This window comes from Pseudomonas sp. ES3-33 (assembly GCF_000952175.1).
GTDB classification, from domain to species: Bacteria; Pseudomonadota; Gammaproteobacteria; order Pseudomonadales; family Pseudomonadaceae; genus Aquipseudomonas; species Aquipseudomonas gregormendelii.
In genome coordinates, this window is the sequence record NZ_JZRI01000034.1 from 26,081 (window position 1) to 45,356 (window position 19,276).

Annotated in this window: 18 protein-coding genes and 1 pseudogene; 11 read left to right on the top strand and 8 right to left on the bottom strand. The window is 58.8% G+C overall.

What is annotated here, in order from left to right; translation table 11 throughout:
• Positions 1–68: 68 nt before the first annotated feature.
• Positions 69–2,018, top strand: a complete 1,950-nt coding sequence (locus tag UB23_RS03745) for an LTA synthase family protein (protein WP_045057986.1) — start codon at positions 69–71, stop codon at positions 2,016–2,018.
• 53 nt (positions 2,019–2,071) lie between these two features.
• A complete protein-coding gene (locus UB23_RS03750) occupies positions 2,072–2,815 on the top strand; it encodes a phosphatase PAP2 family protein (RefSeq protein ID WP_045057987.1) in 744 nt (247 codons plus the stop codon).
• 203 nt (positions 2,816–3,018) lie between these two features.
• On the opposite strand, the gene groL is transcribed toward UB23_RS03750, so the two are convergent.
• The 4 genes from groL to UB23_RS03770 all read right to left on the bottom strand — a co-directional run bounded on the left by groL (position 3,019) and on the right by UB23_RS03770 (position 6,528).
• A complete protein-coding gene (gene groL / locus UB23_RS03755) occupies positions 3,019–4,662 on the bottom strand; it encodes a chaperonin GroEL (protein WP_045057988.1) in 1,644 nt (547 codons plus the stop codon).
• A 49-nt stretch (positions 4,663–4,711) separates the two neighbouring features.
• Positions 4,712–5,005, bottom strand: coding sequence for a co-chaperone GroES (locus UB23_RS03760; protein WP_019827816.1), 294 nt, complete (start codon positions 5,003–5,005; stop codon positions 4,712–4,714).
• Between the two features lie 248 nt (positions 5,006–5,253).
• The gene (locus UB23_RS03765; RefSeq protein WP_045057989.1) at positions 5,254–5,730 is read right to left on the bottom strand and encodes an FxsA family protein; all 477 of its coding nucleotides are present in this window, start codon (positions 5,728–5,730) and stop codon (positions 5,254–5,256) included.
• Between the two features lie 66 nt (positions 5,731–5,796).
• Positions 5,797–6,528, bottom strand: a complete 732-nt coding sequence (locus UB23_RS03770) for a HugZ family pyridoxamine 5'-phosphate oxidase (protein WP_045057990.1) — start codon at positions 6,526–6,528, stop codon at positions 5,797–5,799.
• A gap of 164 nt (positions 6,529–6,692) precedes the next feature.
• Here UB23_RS03770 and UB23_RS03775 point away from each other — a divergent pair, with 164 nt between their 5' ends.
• On the top strand, positions 6,693–7,451 hold the full coding sequence (locus tag UB23_RS03775) for an SDR family oxidoreductase (RefSeq protein WP_045057991.1): 759 nt from the start codon (positions 6,693–6,695) through the stop codon (positions 7,449–7,451).
• A gap of 125 nt (positions 7,452–7,576) precedes the next feature.
• Here the strand turns inward: UB23_RS03775 and apbC are convergent, their stop codons facing one another.
• Complete coding sequence (gene apbC / locus UB23_RS03780; RefSeq protein ID WP_045057992.1) at positions 7,577–8,671, bottom strand: iron-sulfur cluster carrier protein ApbC; 1,095 nt, start codon at positions 8,669–8,671, stop codon at positions 7,577–7,579.
• Positions 8,672–8,930: 259 nt separating this feature from the next.
• On the opposite strand from apbC, the gene metG reads away from it, so the two are divergent.
• From metG to UB23_RS03820, 8 genes and pseudogenes are all read left to right on the top strand, one after another.
• Positions 8,931–10,982: a methionine--tRNA ligase gene (gene metG / locus UB23_RS03785; RefSeq protein ID WP_045057993.1), complete on the top strand. Its 2,052-nt coding sequence runs from the start codon at positions 8,931–8,933 to the stop codon at positions 10,980–10,982.
• A gap of 104 nt (positions 10,983–11,086) precedes the next feature.
• Positions 11,087–11,656 (top strand): electron transport complex protein RnfA, encoded by a 570-nt coding sequence (locus tag UB23_RS03790; RefSeq protein WP_045057994.1) that lies wholly within the window; start codon positions 11,087–11,089, stop codon positions 11,654–11,656.
• A 17-nt stretch (positions 11,657–11,673) separates the two neighbouring features.
• A pseudogene (rsxB, locus tag UB23_RS30640) lies at positions 11,674–12,048 on the top strand (electron transport complex subunit RsxB); the annotation flags it as partial.
• A gap of 424 nt (positions 12,049–12,472) precedes the next feature.
• Positions 12,473–13,465 (top strand): RnfABCDGE type electron transport complex subunit D, encoded by a 993-nt coding sequence (locus UB23_RS03800; RefSeq protein ID WP_045057995.1) that lies wholly within the window; start codon positions 12,473–12,475, stop codon positions 13,463–13,465.
• Positions 13,462–14,070, top strand: coding sequence for an RnfABCDGE type electron transport complex subunit G (locus UB23_RS03805; RefSeq protein WP_045057996.1), 609 nt, complete (start codon positions 13,462–13,464; stop codon positions 14,068–14,070). Before UB23_RS03800 ends, UB23_RS03805 begins: the two co-directional genes overlap by 4 nt.
• A 26-nt stretch (positions 14,071–14,096) precedes the next feature.
• Complete coding sequence (locus tag UB23_RS03810; RefSeq protein WP_236695831.1) at positions 14,097–14,573, top strand: Rnf-Nqr domain containing protein; 477 nt, start codon at positions 14,097–14,099, stop codon at positions 14,571–14,573.
• Between the two features lie 24 nt (positions 14,574–14,597).
• Positions 14,598–15,236 (top strand): endonuclease III, encoded by a 639-nt coding sequence (gene nth / locus UB23_RS03815; protein WP_045057998.1) that lies wholly within the window; start codon positions 14,598–14,600, stop codon positions 15,234–15,236.
• A 106-nt stretch (positions 15,237–15,342) separates the two neighbouring features.
• The gene (locus UB23_RS03820; RefSeq protein ID WP_030128194.1) at positions 15,343–15,522 is read left to right on the top strand and encodes a PA3496 family putative envelope integrity protein; all 180 of its coding nucleotides are present in this window, start codon (positions 15,343–15,345) and stop codon (positions 15,520–15,522) included.
• 65 nt (positions 15,523–15,587) lie between these two features.
• On the opposite strand, the gene UB23_RS03825 is transcribed toward UB23_RS03820, so the two are convergent.
• The 3 genes from UB23_RS03825 to UB23_RS03835 all read right to left on the bottom strand — a co-directional run bounded on the left by UB23_RS03825 (position 15,588) and on the right by UB23_RS03835 (position 19,146).
• Positions 15,588–16,214 (bottom strand): response regulator transcription factor, encoded by a 627-nt coding sequence (locus UB23_RS03825; protein WP_045057999.1) that lies wholly within the window; start codon positions 16,212–16,214, stop codon positions 15,588–15,590.
• 667 nt (positions 16,215–16,881) lie between these two features.
• A complete protein-coding gene (locus UB23_RS03830; RefSeq protein ID WP_008032151.1) occupies positions 16,882–18,099 on the bottom strand; it encodes an argininosuccinate synthase in 1,218 nt (405 codons plus the stop codon).
• Positions 18,100–18,228: 129 nt separating this feature from the next.
• On the bottom strand, positions 18,229–19,146 hold the full coding sequence (locus UB23_RS03835; protein ID WP_045058000.1) for a flagellar protein MotY: 918 nt from the start codon (positions 19,144–19,146) through the stop codon (positions 18,229–18,231).
• Positions 19,147–19,276 lie beyond the last annotated feature (130 nt).

Below are 19,276 nucleotides of genomic sequence, written 5' to 3' on the forward strand. Positions count from 1 at the left end.
TCAGCTCACAAGTCCACTACAGTTGGAGGGCTAAATTCGCGCGGATTGTGAAAAAAGGAATGTTACTAATGGATGTTTTCAAAACTGCGCCGATGCGCTTGTTATTGCTCGTCACCGGTGCATGGCTGGTAATTTTCTTTCTGACCCGAACAGCTCTGCTGCTTACTCACCTGGATGAGGCCGGTAACGGCTTTCGGTCGGTTTTTGGGATCGGTCTTCTTTACGACTTGGGCTTCCTGGCCTATGCGGCTTTGCCGATGGGCCTCTATCTCCTGCTCTGCCCGCCAGCGTTGTGGCGCCGCCGTGGCCATCGATGGTTTTTACAGGGGCTGCTGACGATCAGCCTGTTCGCCATGCTGTTCACCTGCGTCGCCGAGTGGTTGTTCTGGGACGAGTTCGGTGTGCGCTTCAACTTCATCGCGGTCGACTACCTGGTGTACTCCGACGAGGTATTGAACAACTTGCTGGAGTCTTACCCGATCGGCCAGTTGCTGAGCATCCTTGCGGTGCTCGCCGTGGTCCTGAGTTTTGTGCTGCGCAAGCCATTCAATGCTGCGCTGGACGCCCCGCTACCCCCGCTACGCCGACGCCTGCTCAGTGCCTTGGGCCTGTTGATCATCGCAGGCCTGAGCCTGCAACTGCTCAGCCAGGACGCACCGCGCGTCCAAGGCGGCAACGCCTACGAAAACGAACTGGCGAGCAATGGCCCCTACCAGTTCTTCGCCGCATTCCGGAACAACGAACTGGATTACCAACAGTTCTATGAAAGCCTGCCGTCCAAAGTAGTTGCCCAGCAGATCCGTGTAGAGCTAAGCGAGCCAAACGTTCGTTTCGTTGGCCAGGACCCGCAAGACATTCGTCGCAACATCGATAACCCGGGTACCGCGCGCAGCCCTAACATCGTGCTAGTGACCCTCGAAAGCTTCAGCGCCAAGTATATGGGCAGCAACGGCGATGAACGCAATCTGACGCCAAACCTCGATGCACTGCGTAAAGAGAGCCTGTACTTCAACAATTTCTACGCCACCGGGACCCGCACCGACCGAGGTCTGGAAGCCATTACCCTGGCGATCCCACCGACGCCGGGGCGCTCAATCGTTAAACGCGTAGGTCGCGAAAGCGGTTTCGCCAGCCTGGGCCAACAGCTCAATGCCGTCGGTTACGACAGCGTGTTCGTCTATGGCGGGCGCGGTTACTTCGACAATATGAATGCTTTTTTCAGCGGCAACGGTTATCGCGTGGTCGATCAGAGCAGTGTCGATGAAGCAGAAATTCACTTCAAGAACGCTTGGGGAATGGCCGACGAAGACCTCTATACCCAGACTCTGAAGCTGGCCGACGCCGATTACGCCAAACAGCAGCCATTCCTGCTGCAACTGATGACCACCTCCAACCATCGCCCTTACACTTACCCTGACAACCGGATCGACATCAAGTCCGGCAACGGACGCGACGGCGCAGTGAAGTACACCGACTACGCCATCGGACATTTCCTTGAGCAAGCGCGCCAGAAGCCTTGGTTCGACAATACGATCTTCGTGTTCGTCGCCGATCACACGGCGGGCAGCGCCGGCAAGGAAGACTTGCCGATCAGCAACTACCAGATTCCCTTGTTCATCTATGCGCCCAAATTGATTGATGCGCGGGAAACTGCGCAACTGGCCAGCCAGATTGATCTGGCACCCACCCTGCTGGGTTTGCTGAATATGGACTACCAATCGACATTCTTTGGCCGCAATCTTTTACAGGATAATCCGTTGCCACCACGGGTGGTCGTTGGCAACTATCAATACTTGGGACTGTTCGACGGTAAAGACCTGGCGATCCTCAGCCCGCGCCAAGGGCTGCGCCGGCATGACGATGCGTTGACCGAAAGCCGCGAATCGAAGGCACAAGCCAGTGACCCGCTGATCACTCGCGCCATTACCTATTACCAAACCGCCAGCTATGGCTTCAAGCAACAGCTGCTTGGTTGGAAAGCGCCCAAGGATGGCGACCTCCAAGTCGGCGAACGCTAACCGAATGTCCCCGGGCTGATGCTGGGGGCATTTTCCTCTGTTCAGGACTCACCATGCCATCAACTGTTGTCCGCCCCATCTCACGCCCCCTCAACTTCTGGGTGTGCTTGGGAGTACCCGCGATTGCCGCAATCATCCTGGTACTGCTCGAACTGACCTCACTGGATATGGATTTGGCCAGGCTGTTTTATGATCCGGTTGCCGGGCAGTTTATCGGGCGCCACAGCTACTTCCTGGAGGACATCCTGCATGACCGCGCCAAGCAGGTCGTCATAATCTTTTCGGTGTTCGCCATACTGGGCTTCACCGGGGCGTTTTTCATCGACAGGCTCAAGCCATTCAAGCGCGAGCTGGGTTGCCTGGTCCTGTCACTGGCGCTGGCCACTTCCTTTGTTACGCCCATGAAAGCAGTCACGGCCGTGCAGTGCCCCTGGAGCCTGGAACAATTCGGCGGGCATGAGACCTACAGTGAATTGCTCAGCCCGCGGCCCGCCACCGACAAGCCTGGCCGGTGCTGGCCGGGTGGGCATGCGGCCACCGGTTTTACCTTGTTCGCCTTGTTCTTCGCCCTGCGTGATCGTCGCCCGCGCCTGGCGCGGCAGGCGTTCGTATTCGCCTTTGCCCTGGGCACGGTGTTTTCGGTGAGCCGGATGATGCAAGGCGCACACTTCTTTTCCCATAACGTGTGGACGGCAATTTTCTGCTGGCTGATTTGTTTGGGGGCGTATTACTACATTCTTTATCGACCGGCTTGCCGGGTTGAAGCGGTTGCCGAGGCGGCACCTGCAGGCGCCTGACAGAAGATAAAAGATCAAAAGATCAAAAGATCAAAAGATCGCAGCCTTCGGCAGCTCCTACGGGAATATGCAATCACCCTGTAGGAGCTGCCGAAGGCTCGGGCCGCGATCGGACGATCTTTTGACTTTGTCTTTATGACAGCCAATAAAAAACCCCGCCTGCTTCACGCAGGCGGGGTTTTTATGCAAGGGGTGAGGCTGGCTTACATCATGCCGCCCATACCGCCCATGCCGCCCATGTCTGGCATACCGCCGCCAGCTGGAGCGTCGTCCTTGATCTCGGCGATCATCGCTTCGGTGGTGATCATCAGGCTGGCGATGGAAGCCGCTGCCTGAAGAGCCGAACGAGTCACTTTAGCCGGGTCAAGGATGCCCATTTCGATCATGTCGCCGTATTCGCCGGTAGCAGCGTTGTAACCGTAGTTACCCGAACCCTGCTTGACCTTGTCGACTACTACGCTTGGCTCGTCGCCGGAGTTGGCAACGATCTGGCGCAGTGGCGCTTCAACAGCGCGACGCAGCAACTGGATACCAACGTCTTGATCGGCGTTGTCGCCTTTCAGTTCGGAGATAGCCTGCAGAGCGCGAACCAGTGCCACGCCGCCGCCAGGTACCACGCCTTCTTCAACGGCTGCACGGGTAGCGTGCAGGGCGTCTTCAACGCGGGCTTTCTTCTCTTTCATTTCAACTTCGGAACCAGCGCCAACCTTGATCACTGCAACGCCGCCGGACAGCTTGGCCAGACGCTCTTGCAGTTTTTCACGGTCGTAGTCGGACGAAGTGTCAGCCACTTGCTGACGGATCTGCAGGACGCGAGCCTGGATATCAGCCTCAACGCCGGCACCGTCGATCACGGTGGTGTTTTCTTTGGACAGGATCACGCGCTTGGCATTACCCAGGTGTTCCAGGGTAGTGCTTTCCAGGCTCAGACCGATCTCTTCGGAGATTACGGTACCGCCAGTCAGAACAGCGATGTCCTGCAGCATGGCCTTGCGACGGTCGCCGAAGCCTGGAGCCTTGACGGCTGCGACTTTAACGATGCCACGCATGTTGTTCACAACCAAAGTCGCCAGGGCTTCGCCTTCAACGTCTTCAGCAACGATCAGCAGTGGACGGCCGGCTTTTGCAACGGCTTCCAGTACTGGCAACATTTCGCGGATGTTGGAGATCTTTTTGTCGACCAGCAGGATCAGCGGACCGTCGAGCTCGGCAGTCATGGTTTCTGGCTTGTTGACGAAGTACGGGGACAGGTAACCACGGTCGAACTGCATGCCTTCTACAACCGACAGTTCGTTTTCCAGGCCCGAGCCTTCTTCAACGGTGATCACGCCTTCTTTACCGACTTTTTCCATGGCTTCGGCAATGATGTCGCCGATGGAGCTGTCGGAGTTGGCCGAGATGGTGCCGACCTGAGCGATGGCCTTGGTGTCAGCGCAAGGCTTGGACAGGGCTTTGAGCTCTTTGACGATAGCGATGGTCGCTTTGTCGATGCCACGCTTCAGGTCCATCGGGTTCATGCCGGCAGCGACGGCTTTCAGGCCTTCGTTGACGATCGATTGAGCCAGAACGGTAGCGGTGGTGGTGCCGTCGCCTGCGTCATCGTTGGCACGGGAGGCAACGTCTTTGACCAGCTGCGCGCCCATGTTTTCGAAGCGATCTTTCAGCTCGATTTCTTTGGCTACGGAAACGCCGTCCTTGGTGATGGTCGGAGCGCCGAAGCTCTTCTCGATGATCACGTTACGGCCTTTAGGGCCCAGGGTCGCTTTTACTGCGTCAGCCAGGACGTTGACACCGGCGAGCATTTTCTTGCGGGCGGAATCGCCGAATTTAACTTCTTTAGCAGCCATGATCGATATTCCTTAAATACTTTGTAGTAGCGGGAAAATGAGCGGGGTATCAGCCTTCGATAACAGCGAGAATCTCGTTCTCAGCCATTACCAGCAGGTCTTCGCCGTCAACTTTCACAGTGTTGCTGCCGGAGTAAGGGCCGAACACAACCTTGTCACCCACTTTCACGGCCAGCGCACGCACTTCACCGTTGTCCAGCACGCGGCCGGTACCGACAGCGAGGATCTCGCCGCTGTTGGCTTTTTCAGCAGCCGAACCTGGCAGGACGATACCGCCAGCGGTTTTCTTTTCTTCTTCGCTGCGACGGATGACGACGCGGTCATGCAGAGGACGAAGCTTCATTGTCGATCTCTCCTAATTGTGGTTTTCATCGGCCGGTGTAGTCCCGGCGGGTTTAACAAATCCGGCGGTGCCGGGTGCGTCTCGACGAGCGTGACGCGGAAGTCTGTCTGGCGTGATCGCCAGAAACCTTGCGGTGACCGTTACATATGGGCACATAAGCTTATTACAAGAGTGGGCATTGAAAATTTTTTAGCTGGAGCGCCTGCAAATGAACACGGCACCCGAGGGTGCCGTGTCGATGGAAGGTGTTACTTGGAATCGCGGTGTTCGAACTCGCCTTCGATCACATCAGGCTCACGACCCAGCGGTTGTCGTGGAGCGGGGCCGCCCCGCGGCTGCAGGTCGTCGGCAAATGCGCGCTGACGGATCGCCGCTTCTTCGGCGCGCTGGCGCATCTTGTTGGCCAGCAGTCGACGGGAGATCGGCAGCAGCATGATCAGGCCCAGGACGTCAGTGACGAAACCCGGCAGGATCAACAGACCACCGGCCAGAGCCAGCATCAGGCCCTCAAGCATGGTCTGGGCAGGCAATTCGCCGCGGTTCAGGCTTTCACGAGCACGCAACGCAGTGGCCAGCCCGGCGATACGCAGCACGAACACGCCGAGCATCGAGCCGAGAATCACCAGGAGCAGGGCCGGGAAAAACCCGATCGCCCCACTCACCTTGACGAATACGAACAGCTCCAACACCGGAAACAGTACAAAGAGCAATAAAAAAGGGCGCATCAAATGGTTCCTCAACGCAAGAATGCCTTGCCAGTAATCCCTAGATGACGTCGCCATTTCGTGAATTCAAGCGCCAGCCACCGGATTTTTTGGCCAATGCTCGGCGTGAGCCAGGAAAACCAAGGCCTCGCGCACTTGTGTCGGCGTATTACACGGCGTTTGGAACGGTAGCCAGTACAGGCTCTGACCGATGCGCAGGTGCATGCCTTCGGTATCGATACCCGCCAGCAGGGCCGGCTCGGTTTTGGGCAGGCCGGCCAGTTCAACATAGTGCGCGATGGCTTTGCCATGATCGGCGTTCATGTGCTCGACCATGCTCGCTTCCGCCTTCCCGGCGAAGGGGTTGGCCAGGGTCAGTTGATCCACCCAGTGGATCGCGCCGAAACCGCCGATGTAGCGATGGCGCACGGGCTTGAGCATCCAGAAGTCGAAATCATGGGCCTGGTGATAATTCTGCGAATCAGGGAAATAGCGGTAATAACGCTCTGCGGCAGCCTCGATGGCCGTGGGGTCGTCGATTTTTTCGGCTTCGGCGAGGTAGGTCAGGCGGCCGACGGCCTGCACGTCTTCAGCGCCACGCTCGCCCACGAACAACGAGCATTTTGGATCTTTGTGCAAGTTATGGGTGTGCTGGGCGATGCGGCTGATCAGGATCAGCGGCCGCCCCTGCTCGTCCAGGCAATACGGGACGACAGAACCGAATGGAAAACCGGGCATGGCCTTGGAGTGGGTCGACAGCACGCCACGGTATTCCTTGAGAAGCAATTCTCGGGCATTCTTGGCCGCTTCAACGCTCAATTTATGACTCCTTATATAGAATCCGTCGAAAAAACGGACGGGCGACTGGGGATAAGTTCCCAGTCGCCATCGGGCAATTCTCATGTGCAACCCGTCCACGACCGGTGCAGATAAGGGCGGCTCTCTAGAAGGAAGACCCCTCAAACTGCGACCAGGGCATGCGAATGCAACTCACTGACAAAGTAATCATTATCACTGGCGGTTGCCAGGGTTTAGGCCGTTCGATGGCCGAGTATTTCGCAACAAAAGGCGCCAAATTGGCGCTGGTGGACTTGAATCAGGAAAAACTCGACGCTGCGGTTGCCGCGTGCAAGGCCCAAGGGGTCGAGGCCCGTGCCTACCTGTGCAACGTCGCCAATGAAGAACAGGTGTCGCACATGGTCGCCCAGGTAGCCGAGGATTTCGGCGCAATCCATGGCCTGATCAACAACGCCGGCATCCTGCGTGATGGCTTGCTGCTAAAGGTCAAGGACGGCGTAATGAGCAAGATGAGCCTGGCCCAGTGGCAGGCGGTTATCGATGTGAACCTGACCGGCGTGTTCCTGTGCACCCGTGAGGTCGCGGCGAAAATGGTTGAGCTGAACAACAGCGGCGCGATCATTAACATCTCGTCGATTTCCCGCGCCGGCAACGTCGGCCAGACCAACTACTCGGCAGCCAAGGCCGGTGTCGCCGCAGCCACCGTGACCTGGGCCAAGGAGCTGGCACGCTACGGCATCCGCGTAGCGGGCATTGCGCCAGGCTTTATCGAAACCGAGATGACCCTGGGCATGAAGCCTGAAGCGTTGGAGAAAATGACTGCCGGTATTCCGCTCAAGCGCATGGGCAAACCGGACGAGATCGCGCATTCGGCAGCTTATATCTTCGAGAATGACTACTACACCGGGCGGATTCTGGAAATGGATGGCGGGTTGCGGATCTAAAGCAAGATCAAGAGATCGCAGCCTCGCTTCGCTCGACAGTTCCTACAGGGAATGCCCCCTCTCCCGTAGGAGCTGTCGAGTGAAACGAGGCTGCGATCTTTCAACAAGCGACGCCGATCAGCAGATCAATCGTCGCTGATAGTGATGTTCGGCATCGCCGGCGAAGCCGCTTCCTGCAGCACAATGCGCGCGCCTACATGGCGAGCCAGTTCCTGATACACCAGCGCAATCGGGCTGTCCGGCTCGGCGATCACCGTGGGCTTGCCGCCATCGGCCTGCTCGCGGATAGCCATCGCCAGCGGCAACGAGGCCAGCAGTTCAACGCCGTACTGATTGGCCAGCTTCACTCCTCCGCCTTCACCGAACAGATGCTCGGCATGCCCGCAATTGGAGCAGATGTGCACGGCCATGTTTTCCACTACACCCAGTACCGGAATGTTGACCTTGCGGAACATTTCGACACCTTTGCGGGCGTCCAGCAGGGCCAGATCCTGCGGGGTGGTGACGATCACGGCACCCGCCACCGGGACTTTCTGCGCCAGGGTCAACTGGATGTCGCCGGTGCCTGGCGGCATGTCGATGACCAGGTAATCCAGGTCGCCCCAAGCGGTTTGTGTCACCAGCTGCAACAACGCACCGGACACCATCGGGCCGCGCCAGACCATGGGTGTGTTGTCGTCGGTGAGGAACGCCATGGACATCACTTCTACGCCATGGGACTCGATCGGCACGAACCATTTCTGATCCTTGACCTTGGGCCGTGTGCCCTCGGCAATACCGAACATGATGCCTTGGCTCGGGCCGTAGATGTCCGCGTCGAGAATACCGACCTTGGCGCCTTCGCGCGCCAGCGCCAGCGCCAGGTTGGCAGCGGTGGTGGATTTGCCGACGCCGCCTTTGCCGGAGGCCACGGCGACTACGTTCTTCACGTTGGCCAGGCCCGGAATCTGCGCCTGGGCCTTGTGTGCGGCGATGACGCTGGTGATATCAACGCGGGCGCTGGTCACGCCGTCCAGGTTTTGGAGGGCCATTTCCAGCATCTGCGCCCAGCCCGTCTTGAACAGACCGGCGGCGTAACCGAGCTCCAGCTGGACGCTGACGCGATCACCCTGGATGTCGATGGTGCGCACGCACCCGGCGCTGACCGGGTCCTGGTTCAGGTAAGGGTCGGTGTATTGGCGAAGGACGGCTTCCACCGCTGCGCGATTGACGGCGCTCATGGGCAACTCCGATAGCAAGACTGGAAAATCAGGCGGGTATCGTACCTGTTCTGATCGTTTCGCGGGATGCCGAGAAAAGATCGTCCGAACGCGGCCCGAGCCTTCGGCAGCGCCTACGCGCCTGTGGGCGCTGCCGAAGGCTGCGAGCTTTTGGCCGCACCACCGATTCAATCATCGGAGGAAACAACCTCACGGGGTGAAAAATCTGCGCCAGCGCTTTATAGTGGCCGACCTCCGTTTCATCAAGTAGCCGAGCCCCATGTCCGAGCCACGCAAGATCCTCGTCACCAGCGCCCTGCCCTATGCCAATGGTTCGATCCATCTTGGCCACATGCTGGAATACATCCAGACTGATATGTGGGTGCGCTTCCAGAAGCACCGCGGCAACCAATGCATCTATGTCTGCGCCGACGACGCCCACGGTTCGGCCATCATGCTGCGCGCGGAAAAGGAAGGCATCACTCCGGAGCAACTGATCGCCAACGTCCAGGCCGAACACAGCGCCGACTTTGCCGAGTTCCTGGTGGACTTCGACAACTTCCACTCCACTCACGCCGAAGAAAACCGTGAGCTGTCGAGCCAGATCTACCTGAAGCTGCGTGACGCCGGGCACATTGACCAGCGCTCGATCACCCAGTATTTCGACCCGGAAAAGAAAATGTTCCTGGCCGATCGTTTCATCAAGGGCACCTGCCCTAAATGCGGCACTGAAGACCAGTACGGCGACAACTGTGAAAAATGCGGCGCGACATACGCACCGACCGACCTGAAGGATCCGAAGTCGGCGATCTCTGGCGCCACCCCGGTGCTCAAGGATTCCCAGCACTTCTTCTTCAAGCTGCCGGACTTCCAGCAAATGCTCCAGGCATGGACCCGCAGCGGTACGCTGCAGGACGCTGTGGCGAACAAGATCGCCGAATGGCTGGATGCAGGCCTGCAACAGTGGGACATTTCCCGCGACGCGCCGTACTTCGGGTTCGAAATCCCGGGTGAGCCAGGCAAGTATTTTTACGTCTGGCTGGACGCGCCAATCGGCTACATGGCCAGCTTCAAGAACCTCTGCGCGCGTCGTCCAGACCTGGACTTCGACGCGTTCTGGGCCAAGGACTCCACCGCCGAGCTGTACCACTTCATCGGCAAGGACATCGTCAACTTCCACGCCCTGTTCTGGCCAGCGATGCTTGAAGGCGCCGGTTTCCGTAAACCGACCGGCATCAACGTGCACGGCTACCTGACCGTCAACGGCCAGAAAATGTCCAAGTCCCGCGGGACCTTCGTCAAGGCGCGGACCTACCTGGACCACTTGTCCCCGGAGTACCTGCGGTACTACTACGCGGCCAAGCTGGGCCGTGGCGTCGATGACCTGGACCTGAACCTTGAAGACTTCGTGCAGAAGGTCAACTCCGACCTGGTGGGCAAAGTCGTCAACATCGCCAGTCGCTGTGCCGGCTTCATCCATAAAGGCAACGCCGGCGTATTGGTGGCCGGCAACGTCGCACCGGAACTGACCGACGCGTTCCTGGCTGCCGCACCGAGCATCGCCGAGGCCTATGAGGCTCGTGACTTTGCCCGCGCCATGCGCGAGATCATGGGCCTGGCAGACCGCGCCAACGCGTGGATCGCCGACAAGGCACCCTGGTCGCTGAACAAACAGGAAGGCAAGCAGGACGAAGTCCAGGCCATCTGTGCCCTGGGTATCAACCTGTTCCGCCAGCTGGTGATCTTCCTCAAGCCGGTACTGCCGTTGCTGGCCGCCGACGCCGAGGCGTTCCTGAACGTCGCGCCGCTGACCTGGAATGACCACGCTACCCTGCTCAGTAACCACCCGTTGAACGAGTTCAAGCCGTTGATGACTCGTATCGACCCGGTAAAAGTGCAAGCCATGACCGACGCCTCGAAAGAAGACCTGACCGCCAGCGCCACCGACACCGGCGAAGCTGCCCAGGTCGGCAACGGCGAGTTGACCAAGGATCCGTTGTCGCCGGAAATCGAGTTCGACGCCTTTGCCGCCGTCGACCTGCGCGTTGCGCTGATCCTCAAGGCCGAAGCCGTGGAAGGTGCCGACAAACTGCTGCGCCTGACCCTGGACATCGGCGATGAGCAGCGCAATGTGTTCTCCGGGATCAAGAGCGCTTATCCTGATCCGTCCAGGCTCAATGGTCGCCTGACCATGATGATCGCCAACCTCAAGCCACGAAAAATGAAGTTCGGCATCTCCGAAGGCATGGTGATGGCAGCGGGCCCAGGCGGTGAAGAGATTTACCTGCTCAGCCCGGACAGCGGCGCCAAGCCAGGTCAGCGCATCAAGTAAGGTTCGATCTGCTCGACCGATCCCACAGTCGTGCCCGGCATGACTGTGGGATTTTCATGTCTGGCCCATAATTACCCCATAGGAGCCTGCAACCTCGGACGATCATGAGCGAAATTATTCTTACGCTTGTCAGCGCAGCCCTGATCAACAATTTCGTGTTGCACTGGCCGCTGGGCGTCGATCCACTGCTGGGGGCCGAGCGCCGCCAGGTGCATGCACTGGGCATCGCCACGACGAGCCTGATGCTGATCGCCGGCCTGCTCGCTCATGCGCTCCATCGGTGGCTGCTGGTCCCCCTGCAACTGACATCGCTGCAATTGCTGGTCTTCCTGCCGCTGAGCGTGCTGCTGATCAGTCCGGTGCTGAAGTTACTGTCTGCTGCATTGCCCCAGCTCTGCTTTGAACGACTATGGCCGCTGGTACTGGGCAACGCCGCCGTCCTGGGCCTGATGCTGCTCAACGCGCGGGACGACCTGGGTATGCTGCGCGCCACGGCCCTCAGCCTCGGCGCGGGCTTGGGCTTCTGGCTGGTGCTGAGCCTGTTCAGCGACTTGCGCCAACGTACACGTGATAATGATGTCCCCCTGCCCTTCCGCGGCCTGCCGATCGATCTGATAGGCGCCGGACTGATCGCAGTGGCTTTTCTCGGATTCAGCGGACTGATCAAAACATGAGTCTGATTCAACGCATCGACGCCCTTCTGCCGCAGACCCAATGCGGCAAGTGCGGCCATCCAGGATGCAAACCCTACGCCGAAGGCATCGCCGCCGGGGAGCCGATCAACAAATGCCCGCCCGGGGGCGACGAGACCATCAGCGCGCTCGCCGAGCTGTTGAAGGTTCCGGTGCTGGAGCTGGATATCAGCCGCGGCGCGGCGCCGGCGCAAATTGCCTACATACGCGAAGCCGAGTGCATTGGTTGCACCAAGTGCATCCAGGCCTGCCCTGTCGATGCGATTGTCGGCGCGGCAAAATTGATGCACACCGTAATCATCGATGAGTGCACCGGGTGTGATCTCTGCGTAGCGCCCTGCCCGGTGGATTGCATCGAGATGCGGCCGCTGCCACTGAAAACGGTGGTGCCGGTCGTCGGTGGGCTCGCCATAAGCCTTGAAGAACACCGCGCACGAGCCGTCAAACGCAACCACGCCCGCGGCCGCTTCGAACAGCGCAATGCGCGTTTGCAGCGCGAGGAACAACAGAGAATCGCCGAGCGCCTGGCCCGGGCGCAGCAGGCCGTACCCAAGGCTGACGAGATTGCGCAGGATCCGGTCCGGGCCGCCCTCGAACGGGTTCGCGCGCAGAAGGCCGCAGGCGCTGACGCGGCGTTGAAAAAGGCCAAGATTGAAGTGGCCATGAGCCGCGCCCAGCTGAACAAATCACTCAAGGCGTTCGGGCATCCCCCAACCTTCGACCAGCAATCGCAGTTGATCGTACTGCAACAGCAATTCGAAGCCGCCGAGCAGGCCTTGGCGAAACTGGTGCACGCCCATGCCTCCCCTTGAACCGGTCGATGAGCGCTTGCAGCAGGCGATGAAGCTGGTGCTGTTGGCGCTGCTGCCCGGTATGGCAGTGATGTTCTGGCTGAACGGCTGGGGCATGCTGATCAATCTGCTTCTGGCGGGTATTTCCGCCCTGGCCACCGAAGCGCTGGTGCTGCAATTGCGCAAGCGCCCGTTGTGGCCAACCCTGCAAGACGGCAGCGCGCTCGTCACGGCGACACTCCTGGCGCTGGCCCTGCCCCCGTATTGCCCTTGGTGGGTGACTGTCAGCGCCGCCCTCTGCGCGATGGCATTCGGCAAGCACCTGTACGGCGGCGTCGGCAGCAACCCCTTCAACCCGGCGATGCTCGGTTTCGCCTTGGTGATGGTGAGTTTCCCGCAACAGCTGACGCATTGGCCGGTGTCCCATGGCATGGACCTGTTGAAGGGCCTGCAGCACGTCTTCGGTCTTGGCGTGGATCAGGCGCCGGACGCCTGGGCCCAAGCCACTGCGCTGGACAGCCTGCGCATCAATAAAAGCCTGACCATGGACGAGCTGTTCACGGCCAATCCGGCGTTCGGCCGCTATGGTGGCCACGGCGTGGAATGGGTCAACCTGGCGTTTCTCGCCGGGGGCATTTTTTTGCTGCAGCGCCGGGTGTTCACCTGGCATGCGCCGGCCGGGATGCTGTCCAGCCTGTTCGTCATCAGCCTGCTGTGCTGGAACGGCTCGGGCTCCGATTCCAATGGCTCGCCGCTGTTTCACCTGTTGACCGGCGCGAGCATGCTGGGCGCGTTTTTCATCGCCACCGAACCGGTGTCCGGGCCCAGGACCCCGGGTGCGCGCCTGCTGTTCGGCGCGGGCGTGGGGCTGCTGACCTACGTGATTCGCACCTGGGGTGGCTATCCTGATGGGGTGGCGTTTGCCGTGCTGCTGATGAATCTGGGCGTACCCGCGCTGGACCGACTGGTGGCGTCGCGGCAGGAAAGGCTTGCGCGATGAATCGAACCACGAGCATTGCCACCCTGGCGTTACTGGCGGTGCTGGGCACCGGCGGGACCTGGTTCGTCCAGCATACGGCCGCACCGCGTATTGCCGAGCAACAACGCCTGCTCGACAGTCGTCACTTGCTCGACATGCTCGCGCCTGACAGCTATGACAATCAGCCACTGGAGCAACCGCTTAGCCTCGCCGACGTCAAGCTGGCCCATAGCACCCTGCTCGGCGGCTACCGCGCGACGCGATCCGGACAGGTCATTGCCTTGTTGCTGCGCAGCCAGACCCTGGGTTATGCGGGCAGCATTGACTTGATGATCGCCATCGGTCCCGACGGCAGGCTGCTGGCAGTCAAGACCCTCAAGCACTCGGAAACTCCGGGGCTCGGCGCTCATATCGCCGACTGGCCGCAGGGCTGGCTCCAGGTGTTTGCCGGCCGGTCACGCGCCGATCCTGTCGACGCGGGATGGGCGCTGAAAAAGGATCAGGGGCAGTTCGACCAGATTGCCGGCGCAACCATCACCTCACGGGCGGCGATCAATGCCATCCATGACGCGTTACGCTATTTCGACGAACATCGGCAGGCCTTGATTGGGGGTAGTGACGAATGAAAAGGTCATCCTTGCCAGGTGCTCTGATGCTGACACCGTTGATCGGTGCCACGTATTCGTGGATGCCCGCGCTGGGCGTATGGCTGATGTTCGTTGTCGTCATCAGCGTGTTCGGCTTGGCCATGGCGGGGCTGCGCCTGCGGCTGACGCCCGCAAGCCGGCTGGTGGCCGCAGTGATCGTCGCGGCAACGTTCACCAGTTGCCTGCAACTGGCCCTGCAAGCTATGGCCTTGCAGTGGCACCAGCAACTGGGACTTTACTCAGGACTGATTGCCTTGCAATGCGTGGTGCTCGAATACAGTGGATTTCATCAGCGCCCAGTGCTTGATCGCCTGCGCCAGGCCGCAATATTTGGCGTACTGATGGTAGGCCTGGGCCTGTTGCGCGAACTGCTTGGCGACAGCGGGCTGCGCCTGGCCACGCTGGCCCCGGGGGGGTTCATTGTGCTCGGACTGCTGATCGCTGCACGGCAAGCCTGGGCGCGCCCCATCTCATCGAATTGACTCCTGCGAGGAAACGCACTTCACATGAATGCCGCAAAACGTCTGGAAATTTTCCGCAGGCTGCATGAAGACAACCCGGAACCGAAAACCGAGCTTGCCTACTCTTCTGCGTTCGAACTACTGATCGCGGTAATCCTCTCGGCGCAGTCAACCGACGTAGGCGTCAACAAAGCCACAGCCAGGCTTTACCCGGTCGCCAATACTCCGGCGGCCATTCATGCGCTGGGGATCGAGGGTCTGTCGGAGTACATCAAGACCATCGGCCTGTTCAACAGCAAGGCGAAGAATGTCATCGAGACCTGTCGCCTGTTGGTGGAACGCCACGGCGGTGAAGTGCCGCAAACCCGCGAAGAACTGGAAGCGCTGCCGGGCGTGGGTCGCAAAACAGCAAATGTGGTCCTCAACACCGCATTTCGGCAATTGACCATGGCCGTTGACACTCACATTTTCCGGGTGAGCAACCGAACGGGTATAGCGCCAGGCAAGAACGTGGTGGAGGTCGAGACCAAGTTGATGAAGTTTGTGCCCAAGCAGTTTTTGCTTGATTCCCACCACTGGCTGATCCTCCACGGGCGCTATGTGTGCCTGGCCCGCAAGCCGCGGTGTGGCAGTTGCCGCATCGAAGACCTGTGCGAATACAAGCACAAGACTTCGGACGATTGAGTGACTATTAGGTTTCTTTATCAACCGATTGAAAAAATCTTTTTTACCCGCTGGGAGATTATCGATATAAGAGGCGCCAAAGGCATCTTTAGCCTGGAGTTAACCTATGAGCACTGGCAAAGAGCAATTGGACGTCGAAGACGATTTTACTCCCGTGGAGGCTGATGACGCCGAACCGGTGGTGGAAGTGGCAAAGACCAACCTGAGCAAGCGCCGCACCATCGATAATATGTTGGAGGAGCGCCGACTGCAAAAGCAATTGGCCGATTACGATTTTGACTTGTGAAACCTGAAAGCCTCCCGAAACGGAGGCTTTTTACTTTGTATGAAGCATGATCAGGGCCTGCACCTTCACACCAGGCCATTGCGTTGAGCCAACTCGATCAGGTCGACCAGGGAGCGTGCATTGAGTTTAAGCAGCAAGCGGGTTTTGTAAGTGCTGACGGTCTTGTTGCTGAGGAACATTCCGTCGGCAATTTCCTTGTTGGTTTTTCCTCTTGCCAATTGTTGCAAGACCATCATTTCGCGCCCCGATAGCCGATCCACCATATCGGCTTCACTGGCATTGCCTAGACTGGAGCGCACTGTATGCAGCGCCTGATTGGGAAAGTAACTGTAGCCCGACAGCACCGCTTTGATCGCACTTAACAACTCTGTGAGATCCTGCTGTTTGCAGACATACCCGGCAGCGCCCAACTGCATGCAACGCATGGAAAAACGCCCCGGCGCCTGCGATGTCAATATCAGTACTTTCATCGGCATCGCAGAAGATGCCAGCCGCGCAATGACTTCCAACCCGTCCAACTTCGGTATCCCAATATCCAGAATGACAATGTCCGGCGTATAGTCGCGGGCATGTTGCAATGCGTCTACACCATTATCGGTCTCTGCAACGACCTCGTAGCCATGACGTTCCATCAGCAAACGCACCGCAAGACGAATGACGGGGTGATCATCCACGATCAGCACTTTATTCATGGGCAAGTCCAATTTTCGCTGTTCGAATTTTTAGAACCAGCACAATAGCCTAGTCGTTTCACCCTTGGCACGGTGCGTCCCCTGCGCGCCCTCACCAAGAGACATACCCTACAAAACATAAAGAAAATTCCTACAAAAAATCCTTGAACTGAGCGAACAGGAGTGAGGGTACTGACCACCAAAATCCGTTTGCCCGGGTTTTTTTGTATCGGAATGCGAGATCGGGGATTTCTTACAATTCCAGATATTTACGTATTCGGCACGACTTATCAGATCAGCACCAACAATAAAACAAATGAAGTAACCACGATAGATGCGCAACAGTGAGCAATAATTACCGAAAAAAGCCTTGATCGATCCTAGTGAAAAGCAGGCACATTAAACGAACAACTCTGGACGCTTATCATGCACCGGCCAACACCCACAATGTTCAAACTATTTGCTAATTAAACATACAATCAAACAAGTAAAAACAATGGACAGAATCAAGCAAACACCAACCAACCCCATGTCAATATTTGCGATATTCGCAACGTTATCTGAAGCCTGCCGAGGCGGGACGCCAGTGGACACACGCAAACCAACGCGCACCGCCGATGGCAGGCACGAATGACAAAAAAAAAGGCCTTGTCGATGACAAGGCCTTTCATTCATTGGCTCACAGGGCTCAGAACAGCTTGCGGCCCTTGTTCGCGGCAATGCGCATGCGCAACGCGTTGAGCTTGATAAAGCCCGCTGCGTCCGCCTGGTTGTAGGCTCCGCCGTCTTCTTCGAACGTTGCGATATTGGCATCGAACAAGGATTCGTCAGACTTGCGACCGGTGACGATCACGTTGCCTTTGTACAGCTTCAGGCGCACAACACCATTCACGTGGGCCTGGGATGCGTCGATCATCTGTTGCAGCATCAGCCGCTCAGGGCTCCACCAGTAACCGGTGTAGATCAGGCTGGCGTATTTAGGCATCAGCTCGTCTTTGAGGTGAGCCACTTCACGGTCCAGGGTGATCGATTCGATCGCCCGGTGGGCGCGCAGCATGATAGTGCCGCCTGGGGTCTCGTAACAGCCACGGGACTTCATGCCCACATAGCGGTTCTCGACGATGTCCAGACGACCGATGCCGTGTTCGCCACCTATGCGGTTAAGGGTCGCCAGCACGGTGGCCGGGGTCATCTCGACGCCGTCCAGCGCGACGATGTCGCCGTTGCGGTAGGTCAGTTCCAGGTATTGCGCCTTGTCTGGAGCCTTCTCCGGGGAGACGGTCCATTTCCACATGTCTTCTTCGTGCTCGGTCCAGGTGTCTTCCAGCACGCCGCCCTCATAGGAGATGTGCAGCAGGTTGGCATCCATCGAGTACGGGGACTTCTTCTTGCCGTGACGCTCGATCGGAATCGCGTGCTTCTCGGCGTAATCCATCAGTTTTTCACGGGACAGCAGGTCCCACTCACGCCACGGAGCGATCACTTTCACACCAGGCTTCAAGGCATACGCGCCCAGTTCGAAACGAACCTGGTCGTTACCTTTACCGGTGGCACCGTGGGAAATGGCGTCAGCGCCGGTTTCGTTGGCGATTTCGATCAGGCGCTTGGCGATCAACGGACGAGCGATGGAAGTACCCAGCAGGTACTCGCCTTCGTAAACGGTGTTGGCGCGGAACATCGGGAAAACGAAATCGCGCACGAACTCTTCGCGCAAGTCGTCGATGTAGATCTCTTTGACGCCCATGGCCTGAGCCTTGGCGCGTGCAGGTTCGACCTCTTCGCCCTGACCCAGGTCAGCGGTGAAAGTCACCACTTCACAGTTATAAGTATCCTGCAGCCACTTGAGGATCACCGAAGTGTCCAGGCCGCCGGAATACGCCAGAACGACCTTGTTTACGTCCGCCATGCCATCACTCCACGGGGTTCTACGGAAAGCCGTCGAGTCTACCGGTCATGCGCGTTAATTTACAGAGGCGCGACAGCTTATGACGACGAAGCGACAGATTCTGTCGAGAGCGCGACGATGACTCGCCGGTCAGGAAGTTGCAGGCGCGGCCCCGGGAGTGTTGGTCTGCGGGGCGACTTGAGGGGCGGCCTTGTCTGCAGCCACGCGCTCAAGACGCACGGCCACCCGCCGGTTCTTCGCCCGGTTGGCGGCGTTGGTATTGGGTGCCAACGGATACCGCTCGCCGTGGAAACGCAGGGTTACCTGCGACTCCAGGATGCCATTGGCCTTGAAGAACTCCATCACCGCCAGCGCTCGGCGACGTGACAGGTCACGGTTGGTCAGGCGGTTGCCGCTGTTGTCGGAGTGCCCATCGAGTTCGATGTGATTGACCGTTGGATCGGCCTTCATGTACTCCAGCATCACCTGCAACTGAGCCTTGGCGCGCGCGTCGAGGTCCAGGCTTTCTCCGGGAAAACCGATCTGTAACTGCCTCACCTGTTCGAAATTCTTCGGCAACAGCTTCGCCACGCAGCCTTGGTACTCATTGAACGCCTGACTGAACCTGACTGGTAACAGGCGCACTTCCGACACTCGCCCATCGCCTGACGAATGCCGGATCACCGGGCTGCGGCCGTCGAGCAAGCCGCTGATCAAGCGGCCTGCCTGGACCTGGGACGTATTAAAAAGCACGTTGCCACTGCCGATATGCACCGAGCCCAGGTTGATGTCGCCACGTCCCGGCTGCCAGGGAGCCGCAGCGGCCAGCAGCGTCGCCGACCCGCCGCCGATCATCGCGTTGTAGGCCGTCAGGCGGAACACCGCCTGCTCGCCCGCGCGGCGAACGAACTCGCCCGCACCGAAGTCCGTGATGGGCTGGGCCAGACGGCATTCGAACCGGTCGCCGGCGACCGTCCACTCGGTGTTCTCCAGGCGGGTCTGGAAAGTCAGCGCCATCGCGGGGACGCTGGTAAACACACTGAGCAAGGCTAAATATCGCTGGCGCACGGGAGGCTCCACTGGCTTCGACAACTGAAAGACGGACGCCGACTTGTTTACGGCGTACCTGTTGGATATCGGAAGGTTGTCGCAAAACTTGATAGCGAGTGCCTGGAAGAGTCTTTTCCGGTAGCATTCC

Coding starts and splice junctions, on each gene's coding strand:
- UB23_RS03745 (WP_045057986.1), top strand. CDS start 69: ATGGATGTTTTCAAAACTGCGCCGATGCGCTTGTTATTGCTCGTCACC.
- UB23_RS03750 (WP_045057987.1), top strand. CDS start 2,072: ATGCCATCAACTGTTGTCCGCCCCATCTCACGCCCCCTCAACTTCTGG.
- groL (WP_045057988.1), bottom strand. CDS start 4,662: ATGGCTGCTAAAGAAGTTAAATTCGGCGATTCCGCCCGCAAGAAAATG.
- UB23_RS03760 (WP_019827816.1), bottom strand. CDS start 5,005: ATGAAGCTTCGTCCTCTGCATGACCGCGTCGTCATCCGTCGCAGCGAA.
- UB23_RS03765 (WP_045057989.1), bottom strand. CDS start 5,730: ATGCGCCCTTTTTTATTGCTCTTTGTACTGTTTCCGGTGTTGGAGCTG.
- UB23_RS03775 (WP_045057991.1), top strand. CDS start 6,693: ATGCAACTCACTGACAAAGTAATCATTATCACTGGCGGTTGCCAGGGT.
- apbC (WP_045057992.1), bottom strand. CDS start 8,671: ATGAGCGCCGTCAATCGCGCAGCGGTGGAAGCCGTCCTTCGCCAATAC.
- metG (WP_045057993.1), top strand. CDS start 8,931: ATGTCCGAGCCACGCAAGATCCTCGTCACCAGCGCCCTGCCCTATGCC.
- UB23_RS03790 (WP_045057994.1), top strand. CDS start 11,087: ATGAGCGAAATTATTCTTACGCTTGTCAGCGCAGCCCTGATCAACAAT.
- UB23_RS03800 (WP_045057995.1), top strand. CDS start 12,473: ATGCCTCCCCTTGAACCGGTCGATGAGCGCTTGCAGCAGGCGATGAAG.
- UB23_RS03805 (WP_045057996.1), top strand. CDS start 13,462: ATGAATCGAACCACGAGCATTGCCACCCTGGCGTTACTGGCGGTGCTG.
- UB23_RS03810 (WP_236695831.1), top strand. CDS start 14,097: ATGCTGACACCGTTGATCGGTGCCACGTATTCGTGGATGCCCGCGCTG.
- nth (WP_045057998.1), top strand. CDS start 14,598: ATGAATGCCGCAAAACGTCTGGAAATTTTCCGCAGGCTGCATGAAGAC.
- UB23_RS03820 (WP_030128194.1), top strand. CDS start 15,343: ATGAGCACTGGCAAAGAGCAATTGGACGTCGAAGACGATTTTACTCCC.
- UB23_RS03825 (WP_045057999.1), bottom strand. CDS start 16,214: ATGAATAAAGTGCTGATCGTGGATGATCACCCCGTCATTCGTCTTGCG.
- UB23_RS03830 (WP_008032151.1), bottom strand. CDS start 18,099: ATGGCGGACGTAAACAAGGTCGTTCTGGCGTATTCCGGCGGCCTGGAC.